This is a genomic window from Thermoactinomyces sp. CICC 10521 (genome assembly GCF_016055135.1).
GTDB lineage: Bacteria > Bacillota > Bacilli > Thermoactinomycetales > Thermoactinomycetaceae > Thermoactinomyces_A > Thermoactinomyces_A daqus.
Map to the genome: position 1 here is coordinate 46,475 of NZ_JAECVZ010000009.1, position 14,624 is coordinate 61,098.

The window sequence follows — 14,624 nt, forward strand, 5'->3', positions numbered from 1 at the left end:
ATTGGTTGACCAGCTTTTTTATATCCTGGAAACCGGTTTACCAAGCGGCAATCTGCCCGTCGGTACGCGGTTCGGTTCCTCCTGCCAACACGCCGTTTTCTTGTCGCCAGATGATCTGTCCCCGTCCAAAACTGCCGGAGCCCAGCGACCATCTCACATCGTGACCGCGCCGGGCCAGAGCTTCGACCAGATGGGCCGGGGTGGAATGTTCCACCTCTACCGTTTTCCCATCGATCCACTGCCATCTTGGCGCATCCAGGGCGGCCTGAGGATTGAGCCCGAAATCAATGGAATTCATGATTACTTGCAGATGTCCTTGCGGTTGCATGAAACCGCCCATCACGCCAAACGGGCCGACAGGCTTATTTCCTTTTGTCAGGAAACCGGGAATAATCGTATGGTAAGGTTTTTTTCCGGGTTGCAACCAGTTGGCATGCGTTTCATCCAAGGTGAAATTATGGCCGCGGTTATGCAGGGCGATTCCGGTGCCGGGGACGACCAGTCCGGAACCGAATCCCATATAATTGCTCTGGATAAATGAGACCATGTTCCCTTCGCCGTCTGCCGTACATAAATAGACCGTTCCACCCCGGTGCGGTTTTCCCGCTTCCGGCAGCAATGCTTCCCTGCCGATCAGGCGTCGCCGTTCTTCGGCATAGGCGTCGGATAATAACTCTTCCAGTTTTACGCGCATATGTCGGGGATCGGCGATATACTTTTTGCCATCGGCAAATGCCAGTTTGAGCGCTTCGATCTGTTTATGGAAAGTGTCGACCGTATCCCGCTCCGCAAAGTCGAAGCCTTTTAAGATGTTCAAAGCGATCAGGGTGACCAGACCCTGGCCGTTGGGCGGAATTTCCCATACCTCATAGCCGCGATATCGGACATGGATCGGTTCGACCCACTCCGGTTTGTAGGCGGCGAGGTCTTCTGCGCGCAGGTAGCCGCCGTATTGTCGGGAAAAGAGGTCGATTTTTTCGGCGAGATCGCCGCGATAAAAAGATTCTGCTTTGGATTCGGCGATTGATTGCAGTGTTTTCGCGTGGTCGGCAGAGCGCCAGATCTCCCCGACCTCCGGAGCTCTTCCTTCCGGTGCGAACGTATCAAACCAGGCGGCAAATTCTTCGCCCCTCAGTTGTTTCTTATAGGTTTGGAAGGCGCGAGACCAGTAACTTTGCAGAACCGGACTTAACGGATAGCCTGTTTCGGCATAGTCGATGGCCGGACGCAGCACTTCGGCAAAGGGGAGTTTCCCGAATCTGGCAGAGAGTTCCGCCCAGGCGGCTGGTGCTCCGGGAACGGTGACCGGAATAAATCCGTATTTCGGAATCTCTTTGATTCCCGCCTTTTTGAGTCTTTCGCCCGAAAGGAGTTGCGGCGCCGGACCGCTGGCATTCAAACCGTGAAGTTTTCCTTTTGTCCAGACGAGGGCAAAGGCGTCTCCGCCGATTCCATTGGATGTGGGTTCGACCACGGTGAGGGTGGCGGCTGTGGCAATGGCCGCATCAACAGCATTTCCCCCTTGCCTGAGAATCGAGAGTCCGGCTTGGGCAGCAAGGGGCTGTGATGTGGCAACCATTCCGTTTTTGGCATAGACCGTTGACCGCCGTGACGGATATGGATGGTGGAGCGAATCGTAATTCATTTTTATTCTCCTCTCATGTCAGGGGATGGGACAGCGCGATGAAGCTGCAGGGAAAAGCGATGGATCTTCAAATTCCGATCGGGCCGGACTGCGTATCGGCGGGAGCGAGGGCCTTGACATCTTCATCTCTCACAATTTCATCCCCATCCTGCTTTTGTATCGTTTTAACAGCATCTGAGTTTCAACCCGCAAGATTCCGGGCATTTTGTACAAGGTTTCCAGCAGAAATTTTTCCATTTCCCGGTGATCGGAAAAAATCCCGTGCATGTGAAGTGTGCTCGGCCCGGTCATATGATAGAGGCTGGTGACAGCTGGTTCCTTTGCCAGGTCTTCGGCTACCTTTTCCAGATCATCGGGCTTCACATCGATATTAAAAAATGCCGAGACGGTGATGCCCACTTTAACGGGATTGATTACCGCGGTAAAGCGTTCGATTACCCCGGATTCGATCAAGGCCTGAATGCGGGACTGAACAGCCACGCGGGAAAGATTGATCTGTTTTCCCAGATCCGTGTAGGAAATCCGGCTGTTTTGCAGCAATAACTCCAGGATTTTCCTGTCTGTCTCGTCGATTTTCATCGGAGGAAACTGATTTTCATCCCCGTTTTGCTGTGCCAACCTTATCCCTCCCGGCTTTTCGTTAACGATCCAATTTGGGGTCCAATACTTCGCGGATGCCGTCGCCGAGCAGATTGAAGCCGAGCACCACCAGGAAAATGGCCAGCCCCGGCCAAAAAGCCAGCAACGGATCGATCGTCAAGTACCCTTGGGCGACATTGAGCATGGACCCCCAGCTGGGCTCTTCCGGTTTGGCGCCAAGCCCCAGATAGGACAAACCTGCTTCCGCGATAATGGCCGAAGCCATTGCCAAAGTGGTTTGTACCAGAATCGGTGCCAGGGAATTGGGCAATACGTGCAGAAACATGATGCGCCAATCGTTTGCCCCGACGGCCCGGGCGGCCTGGACGAATTCCTGGTTGGTCACGGACATGACCTGGGAACGGGTGATGCGGACAAATGAAGGGATAAAACCGATCCCGATCGCGATGATGGCATTGCCAAATCCGCCTCCAAGCACAGCGGCCATGGCCAAGGCGAGGATGAGGGACGGAAATGCCTGCATTGCATCGACAATGCGCATGACAATCCATTCATCCCAAAAACCGCGGAAATATCCGCATACCAGACCGATCGGAACTCCGATCACCAGAGCGATTCCCACGGAGACAACGGCGGCTTCCAGCGAAAGGCGGGCCCCGTAGACGAGTCTGGAGAAGGTGTCACGGCCGAGATCATCCGTGCCGAGGAGATGATTGTGCCCCGGACTTTGCAGAATGGCGGAGTAATCCTGGTCATAAATCGGATCGTGGGTGGAGATCCACGGGGCAAAGACGGCCGTAAGGATCAGGAAGACAAAAATGACCGCTCCCGCAACGGCCAGTTTGTTTCGGGCAAAGCGGCGAAAAAAGTCTTCCCACTGACTTTCCCGGCGCGTTTGGGTCTGATCGGGTGTTGGCACCGAATCGGCAGCTGTCCGGCTCATCTTATCCAACCTCCTTTCCCGACTTTATCCGCGGGTCGATGATGAAATGGAGAATGTCGACCAACAGATTGATCAGCACAATCAGCAAGGCTGAAACGAGAACCGCTCCTTGCACCGTGACAAAATCGCGGTTGAATATCGAATCGACGATCAGCTTGCCGAAGCCGGGGATCGAGAAGATCGATTCCGTAATGACCAGGCCCCCGAGGAGCCCGGCGACAACCAAGCCGCTCGTCGTGACGACGGGAACCAGGGCGTTTTTCAGCGCATGGCGGAGAATGACCAACCTTTCTTTCAATCCCTTCGCATAAGCGGTGCGAATGTAGTCGGCTTGAAGCGCTTCCAGCAGACTGCTGCGCATCATCCGCATGAGAACGGCCGATTCACGCAGGCCGGTGGCGATGATGGGCAGGATCATCGCGGAGAGATTTCCCAGGGGATCATCAAAAAATGGAACGTAACCGGATGCAGGCACCCAGCCCAACTTGACGGCGAACAAAATAATCAGCATCATGCCGAGCCAGAAATGGGGAACCGACATGCCGCACAGGGCAAACAAAGTGCCCGAATAATCGGTCAGGCTGCGCGGACGCACTGCGGACAGGATTCCGGCCGGAACGGCGATCAGGGTCGCGACGATAAAGGTGCCGAGCGTCAGTTCGATCGTGGCGGGCAACCGCTCCATGATCAACTGGGCAACCGGGGTATGGTCGACGAGAGAGTTGCCCAGATTGCCGTGCAGGACTCCGGACAACCAATCGAAGTACTGAACCGGGAGGGGCTTGTTCAAACCCAGTTCAGCCCGGAGAGCGGCCACTGCTTCCGGGGTGGCTTCCTGGCCGAGAATGACGGTTGCCGGATCACCGGGGAGCATGTGCATCAAGGAGAAGACCATGAGGGTGACGAGGAAAACGACAGGGATGGCGAGCAACAGGCGCCTGATGATGATGGCCATGTTTTTCCTCCTTTATTTTTTGCTGAGTTCCGCCGTACGGATCAGACCGTCGGGAATATATTGAAAGCCTTGCACATTCTTCGACAGGCCGAACACGTCATGTTCGTTGTAGAGATAAACATAGGGAACATCTTCATGCACGATTTTCATGATCCGGTCATATATCGCTTTCCGCTTTGATTGATCCATCTCACGGCGTGCGTCGCTGAGCAGCCTGTCCACTTGCGGATTGCTGTAATGCGAATAGTTTTGCGAACCGGTTGAAGCGAGGAAATCGTAAATATTTAAATCCGGGTCGGGGCGTCCGCTCCAGCCGAGTGCGACAGCCTGCATATTTCCGGTCTCCGCCTGCTCGATCATGGTTCCGAATTCCACCTTTTCCAGCTGGACATGAATACCAGCCGGTCTCAACATATTTTGGATCATTTGCCCCACCTGTTGGCCGGCGGGGGTGGTCGGAATCTTCAAGGTAAAGGTAAATCCGTTTTTCATTCCCGCCTTCTCCAGCAGTTCCTTTGCTTTTTTTACATTGGGCGTTTCCGGTCGGTCATCGGGGTTATAGGCAAAGTGGCTTGGAACGAACGGTGAGTAGGCGGGAGAACCGGCGGGCCCGAATACGACTTTGGCGATGGCCTCGCGATTTATCAGGAGATCGACCGCTTGCCGGAGTTCCTTTTTATTGAAGGGAGGTTTCGCCATGTTCAAGTGAAATCCCTGATATCCCTCCGACTCATGATTTATCACCCTTACTTGGGCATCGTTGATGATCCGGCCGATTTCCCTGGGAGGAAATTTGTTGGTGATGTCCACATCTCCGCTGCGGAGGTTCATCAAGGCGACATTCGGATCGACAATCACCTTGTAGACCACTCTGTTTACCTTCGGCAGGCCTTTTCGCCAGTAATGGGGATTCTTTTCCAAAACGATGGTCGAGCCTTTGATGCGGCTTTTATAGAGAAACGGGCCGGTTCCCACGGGATGATTCATGAAGTTTTTCCCCTCTTTTTGCACGGCAGCGGGGGAGACCATCATGCCGGCGCGATCCGTCAACACTGCCAAAAATGGCGCGAAAGGCTGCTTGAGCTGTACTTTCACCGTATACGGGTCGAGTGCGGTGACATGATCGACCAGTTTCAGTTCGTTTCTGCGTACGGAATCCGGTTGCATGTAACGCGCAAAGTTGAATTTTACCGCCTCGGCATTAAAGTCCGTGCCATCCTGAAATTTGACTCCCTTTCGCAGATGAAAGATAAAGGTTTTGTCATCAGGCGAAATTTCCCACTTTTCTGCCAGCATCGGCACGATATTTCCGTGTTGATCCAGATCAACCAGCTTGTCAAAAATGCTTTGAAACACCATTCTGTCGACTAAAGCGCTGGAATAGGCCGGGTCCAGCTTCGGCGGATCGGCATTCAGCGAGATATTGATCGTATCTTCATCCCGGTCTGTTCCTGCCTGTTGGCCGTTGCAGCCCCCGAGAAGCAGAGAACTGCCCAGCAGCAAAATGAATGCGATCAACCATGCTTTTTTCACGTTTCAGCCTCCCCTAGTTTGTTCATATGGTAAGGGATGATTTCATGATTCTTTCGTTTTGTATTACTATATAATGAATCTATTTCATAAATCAATGAAGATTTATTATTTAATGAACATTTTGTTTAAAATGATAAGTGATTATATGGTTAATGTGAATGAATGCTCATGAATCATCATTGTATTTGTACAAAATATTTGTTATATTCTATATAATGAAATATAAACATAGTTTAATATAATAAACCAAGACTGTTTACAAATTTAAGATGAAGGATTATAAATCAATTAATCCTGTTTACGAAGAAGAGTGAACTAATGACAAAGTATCGGGTTCCGGCCATTGAACGGGCACATGCCGTCTTGGAAGTGCTTGCCCGTGAGCCGTCGAAGTACCGTCTGATTGACTTGGCGAACCGTTTTCACGTGAATAAGAGTTCGATGTTTGTGCTTCTCCGAACGATGGAACAGCTGGGTTGGGTACAAAAAGACAAAAAGGAGACGTATGCGCTCGGCCCTGCCCTGGGAGCGCTGGCCGCCGCTTATTTTCAGCAATTTGATCTCGTGCAAGTCTTTTACCGGGAGGCGGCCGCCGCGGTTGAGCGGGTCAAAGAAACGGTCCAGCTCGCCGTTTTGGATGATGACCATATTCTGTATCTGGCGAAAGAGGAATCGCGTTCTCCGGTGCAGTTGGTGACAAGTCCGGGAATGCGTTTTCCCGCTCATGCGACTGCTTTGGGCAAAGCGATGTTATCCCGGTTGAACCGTGAACAGTTTTGCCGTCTGTTTCCGTCCGCCAGCCTGAAATCGGTTACTCCGTATACGATCATTGATTCAGAGCTGCTGTGGAAGCAAACCCGCCAGGTGCAAAAAGATGGCTGTGCCTGTGATGAGCAGGAAGCCGTCATTGGAATTTATTGTGTTGCGGCCCCGATTTACAATCAGCTGGGGCGGATCGAGGCAGCCGTCAGCTTCGCGATGGGTGAGGCGAGCTGGGAGGAAAAAAGGGAGAGGGCCAGGGCGGAAATTATCCGTCTGGCCAGGCGGTTATCGCTGCATGCCGGTTTCTCATTTTTTCTGAAGGAGGAAACTGAGTTGAGGCTAAAAGGAAAGGTCGTGCTCATCACCGGTTCCGGTTCAGGCATCGGCAAAGCGACTGCGCTTCTGTTTGCCGGGGAAGGGGCCAAGGTCATTGTCAACGATATTTCCGTGCAGGGCCGGAAGACGGTGGAGGAAATTCAGCGGCAGGGAGGGGAAGCGATATTTCTTCAGGCGGATGTAACCAAAGCGGCAGAAGTGGAGACGATGGTGGAAAAAGCGCTTGACCGCTATGGACAAATCGATGTTTTATTTAACAATGCCGGGATCTCGGGTGTCGGAGCCGTTCATGAGACCAGTGAAGAGATGTGGGATCGGGTTGTCAATGTAAACCTCAAAGGCGTTTTTCTGCCGAGCAAGTCGGTTATTCCGCACATGATGCAAAGAAAAGAGGGTTGCATTATCAACATGTCGTCCTGCATCGCGGAGATCGGTCTGATGAAAAGGGCGGTTTATTCGGCAACAAAAGGGGCGGTTCTCGCTTTGACCAAATCGATGCAAGTCGACTACGCTCCTTACGGGATCCGTGTCAATGCCCTGTTGCCGGGAACGATTCTCACCCCGTTCGTCGAGGATTATTTGAAACATTCGTATGAAAATCCGGAAGAGGCGTTGGAGGGAATTAAAAAGCGACAGCTGAACAGCGAATTGGGCAGACCGGAAGATGTGGCCAGAGCCGCTCTGTTCCTCGCCTCCGACGAATCGAGGTTCATCATGGGTTCACCGCTCTACGTCGATGGCGGCGTCGTCTTCGGCAAAATGGCGTAATCCGACAGAATCCATTCAAGGACAAACCTAAAGGAGAGAGCGCGATGAAACTGCTGACATACCGCACGAGCACAGGTTTGCGTACCGGAATTGTTACGGATAAAGGCGTTGTTCCCGTTCCGCATTCGGTGGAGGAAATCGTGAGCGGCGGACAGGCTATTCTTGCGGAACTGAACCGATTGGCCAAAAGCGAAATGGAAGACAAATGGCTGAAGGAAGAGGAATTAACTTTGGGGCCTTGTCTGCCGAAGCCGGGCAAAATGATTTGCGTCGGTCTCAACTACCGCAAACATGCTGATGAAACCGGTTCGCCGATCCCGGAGACGCCGATTTTGTTTAACAAATTCCCCAATACCTTGGCTGCGGATCGGGATGAAATTCTCATTCCTCACAACTCCAAACAGGTGGATTATGAGGCTGAACTGGCGATCGTGATCGGCAAGACGGCGAAACGGGTCAGCGAAGAGGAGGCACTCGATTATGTTTTCGGTTACTGCACCGCCAACGATGTCTCGGCACGCGATCTGCAATTTCGCACAAATCAATGGCTGCTCGGCAAATGTTGTGACGGATTCAGCCCCATCGGCCCCTATCTCGTTACCGCTGACGAGGTGGGAGATCCCGATAACCTGGGAATTCGCACTTATGTAAACGGCGAGCTCCGTCAAAACTCCAATACCTCAGACATGATTTTTTCCTGCCGCGAAATTGTCAGCTATATCTCGCAACATATGACGCTGAGCCCGGGGGACATTATTTTCACCGGTACGCCAGAGGGAGTGATTCTCGGTTATCCAAAAGAAAAACAGGTTTGGTTAAAAGATGGGGATGAAGTGGTCATCGAGATTGACAAACTGGGCCGGCTCACCAATTACATGAAGCAGGAAATATAGAGGTTTTCAGTATTTTGATTCCGGAAGGAAAGGAGGTGGTCAGGCGGCGCCCGCGGTGGCGTCGGTACATCGCCCCGGAGGAAAACGCTTTCCGAAACCCTGCTTGTGCAAGGAGGTTTACCTTTGAAAAACATCAAGAATCAGAAGAGGACGAAGGTTCGCTGGAATATAGCCATTCTGATGTGGGCTGCGATTGCGATCAATTATTTGGATCGGACCAATATCTCTGCCGCTGCGCCGACCTTAATGAAGGAATTTCATCTTTCTGCGGAGACGATGGGACTTGTCATGTCATCCTTTTTTTGGACTTACGCACTTTTTCAAATTCCGGCCGGATGGTTTGCCGATAAGGTGGGGCAACGAATCAGTCTGGCCGTTGCGGTTGCCTGGTGGTCGCTGGCCACGGCGGCTACGGTTTTGACACGCGGCGCAGCGTCGCTCATCACGACAAGGGTTTTGATGGGAATCGGTGAAGCCGGTGCCTATCCGAGTAATGCCGGGGTTACGGCCAAGTGGTTTCCGGATAAAGAAAGGGCAAGGGTTTCGGCCATTTTTGACAGCGGTTCCAAAGTGGGGACGGCGCTGGCCATGCCGGTGGTTGTATGGTTGCTCAGCAAATTCGGCTGGGAAGTTCCTTTCATTGTATCCGGGTTGATCGGGCTCGTTTGGGTGGCGATCTGGTGGGTTTACTATCGTGATCCGGAAAAGCACAAGTATGTGAACGAAGCGGAACTCACCTATATTCGCGAGGGACAGGTGAAAAAGGAAGGGATTGACCGCGTTCAACCCCTCAAATGGTACCAACTGTTCCGCTACCGCAATATCTGGGCGATGTGCGTCGGATTTTTCATGCTCAATTATGCGATCTATTTTTTTATTACCTGGTTTCCGACGTATCTGGTCGAAGCGCGTCACATGAAATTGCTGACGATGGGGTTTGTGGCGATGATTCCGCCTTTGACGGGGTTAGTCGCCGAGCTGGTCGGCGGATGGTTTTCCGACTACCTTTATACCAAAGGGGTATCGCTCACGGTTGCCCGCAAAATCAACCTCGTTGGAGGAATGCTGCTGGCGACCTCAATCGCTTTTGCCGGATTGGTCGATTCCGCCGTCTGGTGCATTGTGTTGCTGTCCGTTTCCTACGCCGGGCTGGTTTTTGCCGCCTGTGCCATCTGGTCCCTGCCGGGGGATGTTGCCCCGAGAAATATGACATCGGTCGTTGGCGGCTTGCAAAACTGCGTGTCCAATCTCGGAGGAATTTTGGGACCAGTCATTACGGGATGGATTGTTGCGATCACCCATTCTTTTATCCCTGCACTGCTCGTGTCCGGGGCCGCTACGATGGCCGGTGCGCTCACGTACCTGTTTGGCCTCCGTAAGATCGAACCGATTGATCCGGGGAAAGAAAGCAGACAACAGGAAAAAGCAAGCGTTGACACGCATAATTAATTGATAATTATCATAAAAGATAATAACATGAATTTATAGAATATTATAATTTGGTGAAAGTATTTTTTATTGGTAAAAACCAGGCGGGAATGAGGGGTTTTTGGGACATTGTGAGGAATTGCGTCATGTCCCTTTTGTTTAGGAAAGGATCAGAACAGGGTTTTACAATCTAAAACAAATGCAGAAATCCTCGTTGACGACGGAATGGGGTGGAGAATTTGCCCAAATGGAAAGTGGTCGTTTCTGATTGGGAGTATCAGGATCTGCGCTATGAAGAAAAAGTGCTGGATCATGAACAGATCGAATTGATTCCTGCCCAATGCAAAACGGAGGAGGAGGTGATTCGGGCTTGCCGGGAGGCCGACGGGATCTTAAATCAATATGCGCCGATCAGCGGAAAAGTGATTCGTGAGCTTCAACGCTGCAGAGTGATTGTCCGCTACGGCGTCGGTGTGAACACGATTGATCTCGATGCGGCAACGGAGAGAGGCATTTGCGTCGCCAATGTGCCGGATTACTGCGTGGACGAGGTGTCGGATCATACGCTGGCCCTCATTTTAGACAAAGCCCGTAAAATCTCTCTGGCCGACGCATGTGTGAAACAAGGAAAGTGGGATTTCAAGGTGACCCAGCCTGTTTACCGCCTGCAGAACCGGACGCTCGGCCTGGTGGGCTTTGGCAAAATTCCGCAAAGATTGGCAGAGAAGGTGAAGCCGCTCGGCCTCCGGGTGATCGCTTATGATCCTTATGTGCCGGAACCGGTGGCGGAAGCGCTCGGTGTTGCACTGGTCTCTCTCGAAGAAGTGTGCAGGCGGTCCGATTTCGTTTCCGTCCATGCACCGCTGACGGCAGAGACAAAAGGGTTGATCGGCAGGGAGCAATTGAGGCAAATGAAAAAAGAGGCTTATCTCATCAATACATCTCGCGGTCCGGTGGTTGATGAAAACGCACTGATCGAAGCCCTGCGCGAAGGGAGCCTGGCCGGGGCAGCGCTTGATGTGGCCGGGGAGGAACCGATCCGGCCAGACCATCCGTTTCTCTCGATGAAATCAGTAACCCTTACCCCTCACATGGCCTGGTATTCGGAGGAATCAGCGGAAGAGATGCGCTCAAAAGCGGCGCATGGCGTGGCTGATGTCCTGCTTAAAGGCGAGTATCCAAAGTACCTGGTTAACCGGAAAGTGAAAGAGCGGGTCAAGCTTAAGCCGAACGCGCTTGCTTACTGATACTTCACTAAAGAAGGGGATCGCATGAACGTTATTGAGGAATTGCTCCGGCCCTATCCTCTTCCCAAGATGGTGAGGGTCCGTCAAAATTTTCCCGCTCCCGAGGTTGTGGACGTGGCCGGGGCTGTGCAAAAAACGATCAAGGAAGCCGGCGTCTTAACGAAAATCGCTCCGGGCAACCGGGTGGCCATCGCCGTCGGAAGCCGGGGAATTGCCGACCTTCCCATCTTGGTGAGAGAAGTGGCCGCCGCAATCAAGTCGGTTGGGGGCCGGCCTTTCATCGTCCCGGCGATGGGGAGCCATGGCGGAGCAACTGCCGAAGGGCAGATTGACGTGCTGAAACAGTTGGGGGTGACCGAACCATCCGTCGGAGCGCCGATTCATTCCAGTATGGAAGTGGTGGAAATTGGCAAATTGGCAAACGGCCTTCCTATCTATATTGACAAATATGCATACGGGGCGGAGCAAGTGGTGGTCATTAACCGGATCAAACCGCATACCGCCTTTCGCGGCCCGGTTGAAAGCGGATTGATGAAAATGCTCACCATCGGCCTGGGAAAACAAAAAGGGGCTGAAGCCGCACATGCCTATGGCTTCAAGTATATGGCCGAGCATGTGCCGACGATGGCGAGAGAAATTCTGAAAAAAGTGCCGGTGCTGTTCGGGCTGGCCACCATTGAAAACGCGTATGACCGGCCGGCCAAAATCGTCGCCGTTCCCGGAGAGAAGTTTGAAGAGACGGAGCCGGGTTTGTTGCTCGAAGCAAAGGCGCTCATGCCCAAAATCCTGTTTGATCCGATCGATGTGCTGATCGTCGATGAGATCGGCAAAGACATTTCCGGTGACGGCATGGATCCCAATATCACCGGGCGATATCCGACTCCTTATGCCGGCGGCGGCCCCGAGGTGAAGCGGATTGTCGTTTTGGATCTGACTGAACGGACCCACGGCAATGCCAACGGCATCGGGCTTGCGGATATCACCACAAAAAAAGTATTCGATGCGATTGACTGGGTGAAGGGATACGCAAATGCCCTGACAAGCACGGTCGTGAAAACAGTGAAAATGCCGATGTTTCTCGAAACGGAAGAATTGGCGGTCAAAGCGGCGATCAAGACATGCAACGCGTTTGATCTGAATCAAGTTCGCGTTGTCCGCATTAAAAACACATTGGAACTGAAAGAGATTTGGATCTCCGAAGGATTGATTGACGAGGCGCGAGAGCGGGCGGAGATTGATATTCTGTCTGATCCCGTACCGCTTCAAAGTCAACTGGACGGATCATGAACTTCAGGGAGGGAAACCGGTTGCCGTTGTTTTCCAAAATAGAGGCCGACAGTAATCCTTACCGGGACAATGTACAGGGAAAGGCGAATGAGCCGATTACTGTGGCCGCTTTGCTGGATCGGGCCAAACAGATTCTCGGCCCTTCGTATGAGGGAACGATGCCGGACTGGACGTTGGAGGAAATTTACGACCGCCTGGAAGAGAACGCGCCACGCATCGCCATTATCGGCGGTTCAAGCGACCATCCGGCTCATATCATGGATTACCAAACCTCCGCGCTGGCAGCAATCCGCATTTGGCAAAACGGCGGAATTCCCTTTTATTTTTCCACGCCAGTCCTCTGCGACGGGACAGCCCAAAGCAATTACGGGATGAGTTATTCCCTGCAAAGCCGGAATGCCGTGGCGCAAATGGTGGTGAATCAACTGGAAGCCCACAGCTATCACGGAGCTTTTGTGATTCAGGGATGCGACAAACAGCCGCTCGGTGTCGTCAGCGCCCTGGCCCATATCGACCGCCTCCGTCGTAATCGCGGGGAAGCGCCGTTTTTTGCCACTTTTGCTCCGGCCCATGTCTTGAAAGGCGGGACGATTCCGGACGATTTGCGGACGGAGCTGGAGCGGTTGACAGAAGATGCCGAGAAAGCGGGGGCCCGGGATATTGCCGATGATTTGCGCGATACGATGGCTTATATATTGCAATGTACCACCAATACGGCGTTTCAGGGGATTTTTTTGCGAGCGAGGGAGAAAGGGATCATCTCGGAAGCGAAGCATAAGGAGTTTGAGAAACGACTCGCTGTGAACACCTGTGACAGCAAAGGGGGCATCTGTGCCTTCAACGGTACGGGAAACAGTTCACGCCACCTCGTCGCCGGGCTGGGACTAGTCCATCCGGCGGTCGAGCAATTGACGGGACCGCCCGGGCAGGACAAGATCAATCAGGCGATTGACGCGTTGGCTCTCATGATCAATCAGCCGGCTTTCGGGGTGGCTAACCTCGTGGGAGCCAATATCCGCAATGCGATTCGTATTCACAGCGCCTCCGGAGGTTCAACCAACCTGATGATGCATTTGGTTGCGGCCATGCTTTACGGAGGCTATCGTTTCAGTTTATGGGATCTCAATCACATTCACCAGGAAGTGCCGGTTCCTGATTTATTCGACTACAGCCTGACCGAAGGCAGAGACATTTTCGCGCTGGCGATGCAGTGTTGCAGCGGACGCATCCGCGGGATGGAAACGCTGTTTTATGAACTGGTGCAAAACGGGGTTCCGATGGATCTGGACGCCCCCACGGTTACCGGCACAAGCTGGAGAGAGCGCCTGAAAGACAATGATCGCCTCCCCGCGGCAAATGTCAGCGACAATCCCGTCATCCTTTCCAAACCGCGCCGTTCTTTCAGCGGGGTCGATGTTCTGAAAGGAAACTTTTTTGAAAGCGCTGTAGTGAAAATCAGCGGGATGACCAGTGCCCAATTGGATGAATTTGACTGCAAGGCGGCCTTTGTTCTCTATTATGAAAACGAAGACGATGCCAACCGCAGTCTGCTCGACCCCCGGTTGCTGGAGCGGATTTGCGAGGAACGGCTGTTTTCCCGTGAGCGGCTGCTGGCTGTACTGAAACAGAATGCACCGGGCGAGTACGATCGCTGCGCGGAGCTTGACTATGATCAGCTGTTTGCGCGCATGGTTGATAAAGCGATTCTGAAAATCGCCATCGTCATAGCCGGGCAGGGTCCGGTCGCCTTTGGTATGCCGGAGATGTTTACCCCGATGCAGCACATAAACGCCAACCGCCGGTTGAAAAAGCTGGTCACGCTGATCAGCGACGGCCGGTACTCCGGGGTTACCTATGGTGCAGCCATCGGTCACATGACACCGGAAGCGCTTGAAGGAGGTGGGATTCTTTACCTGCAAACCGGCGACCTTCTCTACCTTGATTTACGTGGAAGGCAGATTCAATTTATCGATCCGGACGCGTTGATGGAGGGACGAATTTCGTTCGCTTTCGATTCTGTTCCAAAGGAGCGCCGGCAATTGGGGGAAGAAAGACGGGTGAGACTCAGGCAACGACAGCGTTTGGTGGCCACCAGCAACCGGATGTCCGCGCATACCGATGCCGCGTATGGAGTCGTCCCCGTCTCCGTAGCAGAAGAAGCTGAACACGACTACCGGACGGATGTCCTGTTTCTTTCAAAAAAACTGAACAATTGATTTGGATGTGA

11 protein-coding genes and 1 pseudogene are annotated in these 14,624 nt (G+C 52.8%); 7 read left to right on the plus strand and 5 right to left on the minus strand.

The annotated features are described in order from the left end of the window. Positions 1–37 precede the first annotated feature (37 nt). The 5 genes from I8U17_RS08420 to I8U17_RS08440 all read right to left on the minus strand — a co-directional run bounded on the left by I8U17_RS08420 (position 38) and on the right by I8U17_RS08440 (position 5,676). On the minus strand, positions 38–1,645 hold the full coding sequence (locus I8U17_RS08420) for a gamma-glutamyltransferase family protein (protein ID WP_198059268.1): 1,608 nt from the start codon (positions 1,643–1,645) through the stop codon (positions 38–40). A gap of 129 nt (positions 1,646–1,774) precedes the next feature. Continuing rightward, complete coding sequence (gene chrS, locus I8U17_RS08425) at positions 1,775–2,263, minus strand: chromate efflux transcriptional regulator ChrS (protein WP_483316476.1); 489 nt, start codon at positions 2,261–2,263, stop codon at positions 1,775–1,777. Between the two features lie 22 nt (positions 2,264–2,285). Continuing rightward, the gene (locus I8U17_RS08430) at positions 2,286–3,188 is read right to left on the minus strand and encodes an ABC transporter permease (RefSeq protein ID WP_081943643.1); all 903 of its coding nucleotides are present in this window, start codon (positions 3,186–3,188) and stop codon (positions 2,286–2,288) included. A 1-nt stretch (position 3,189) separates the two neighbouring features. Beyond that, on the minus strand, positions 3,190–4,143 hold the full coding sequence (locus I8U17_RS08435; RefSeq protein WP_033099292.1) for an ABC transporter permease: 954 nt from the start codon (positions 4,141–4,143) through the stop codon (positions 3,190–3,192). 12 nt (positions 4,144–4,155) lie between these two features. Continuing rightward, positions 4,156–5,676 carry an ABC transporter substrate-binding protein gene (locus tag I8U17_RS08440; RefSeq protein WP_198055074.1) on the minus strand — a complete coding sequence of 507 codons (1,521 nt, stop codon included), beginning with the start codon at positions 5,674–5,676 and terminating at the stop codon, positions 4,156–4,158. Between the two features lie 318 nt (positions 5,677–5,994). Between I8U17_RS08440 and I8U17_RS08445 the strand changes: the two are divergent. The 7 genes and pseudogenes from I8U17_RS08445 to I8U17_RS08475 form a co-directional block, all read left to right on the plus strand. Further along, positions 5,995–6,717, plus strand: a pseudogene (locus I8U17_RS08445) (IclR family transcriptional regulator); the annotation flags it as partial. Positions 6,718–6,771: 54 nt separating this feature from the next. Next, positions 6,772–7,542, plus strand: a complete 771-nt coding sequence (locus I8U17_RS08450; protein WP_033099289.1) for an SDR family NAD(P)-dependent oxidoreductase — start codon at positions 6,772–6,774, stop codon at positions 7,540–7,542. 44 nt (positions 7,543–7,586) lie between these two features. Then, a complete protein-coding gene (locus tag I8U17_RS08455) occupies positions 7,587–8,435 on the plus strand; it encodes a fumarylacetoacetate hydrolase family protein (RefSeq protein WP_033099288.1) in 849 nt (282 codons plus the stop codon). A gap of 123 nt (positions 8,436–8,558) precedes the next feature. Continuing rightward, the gene (locus tag I8U17_RS08460) at positions 8,559–9,884 is read left to right on the plus strand and encodes an MFS transporter (RefSeq protein WP_232330986.1); all 1,326 of its coding nucleotides are present in this window, start codon (positions 8,559–8,561) and stop codon (positions 9,882–9,884) included. A gap of 218 nt (positions 9,885–10,102) precedes the next feature. Then, complete coding sequence (locus tag I8U17_RS08465; RefSeq protein WP_033099287.1) at positions 10,103–11,110, plus strand: C-terminal binding protein; 1,008 nt, start codon at positions 10,103–10,105, stop codon at positions 11,108–11,110. A gap of 24 nt (positions 11,111–11,134) precedes the next feature. After that, positions 11,135–12,397 carry a nickel pincer cofactor-dependent isomerase, group 22 gene (locus I8U17_RS08470; protein WP_198059269.1) on the plus strand — a complete coding sequence of 421 codons (1,263 nt, stop codon included), beginning with the start codon at positions 11,135–11,137 and terminating at the stop codon, positions 12,395–12,397. Continuing rightward, positions 12,394–14,613 carry a dihydroxy-acid dehydratase domain-containing protein gene (locus tag I8U17_RS08475; RefSeq protein ID WP_198059270.1) on the plus strand — a complete coding sequence of 740 codons (2,220 nt, stop codon included), beginning with the start codon at positions 12,394–12,396 and terminating at the stop codon, positions 14,611–14,613. The genes I8U17_RS08470 and I8U17_RS08475 overlap by 4 nt, the downstream gene beginning before the upstream one ends. Positions 14,614–14,624: the final 11 nt, after the last annotated feature.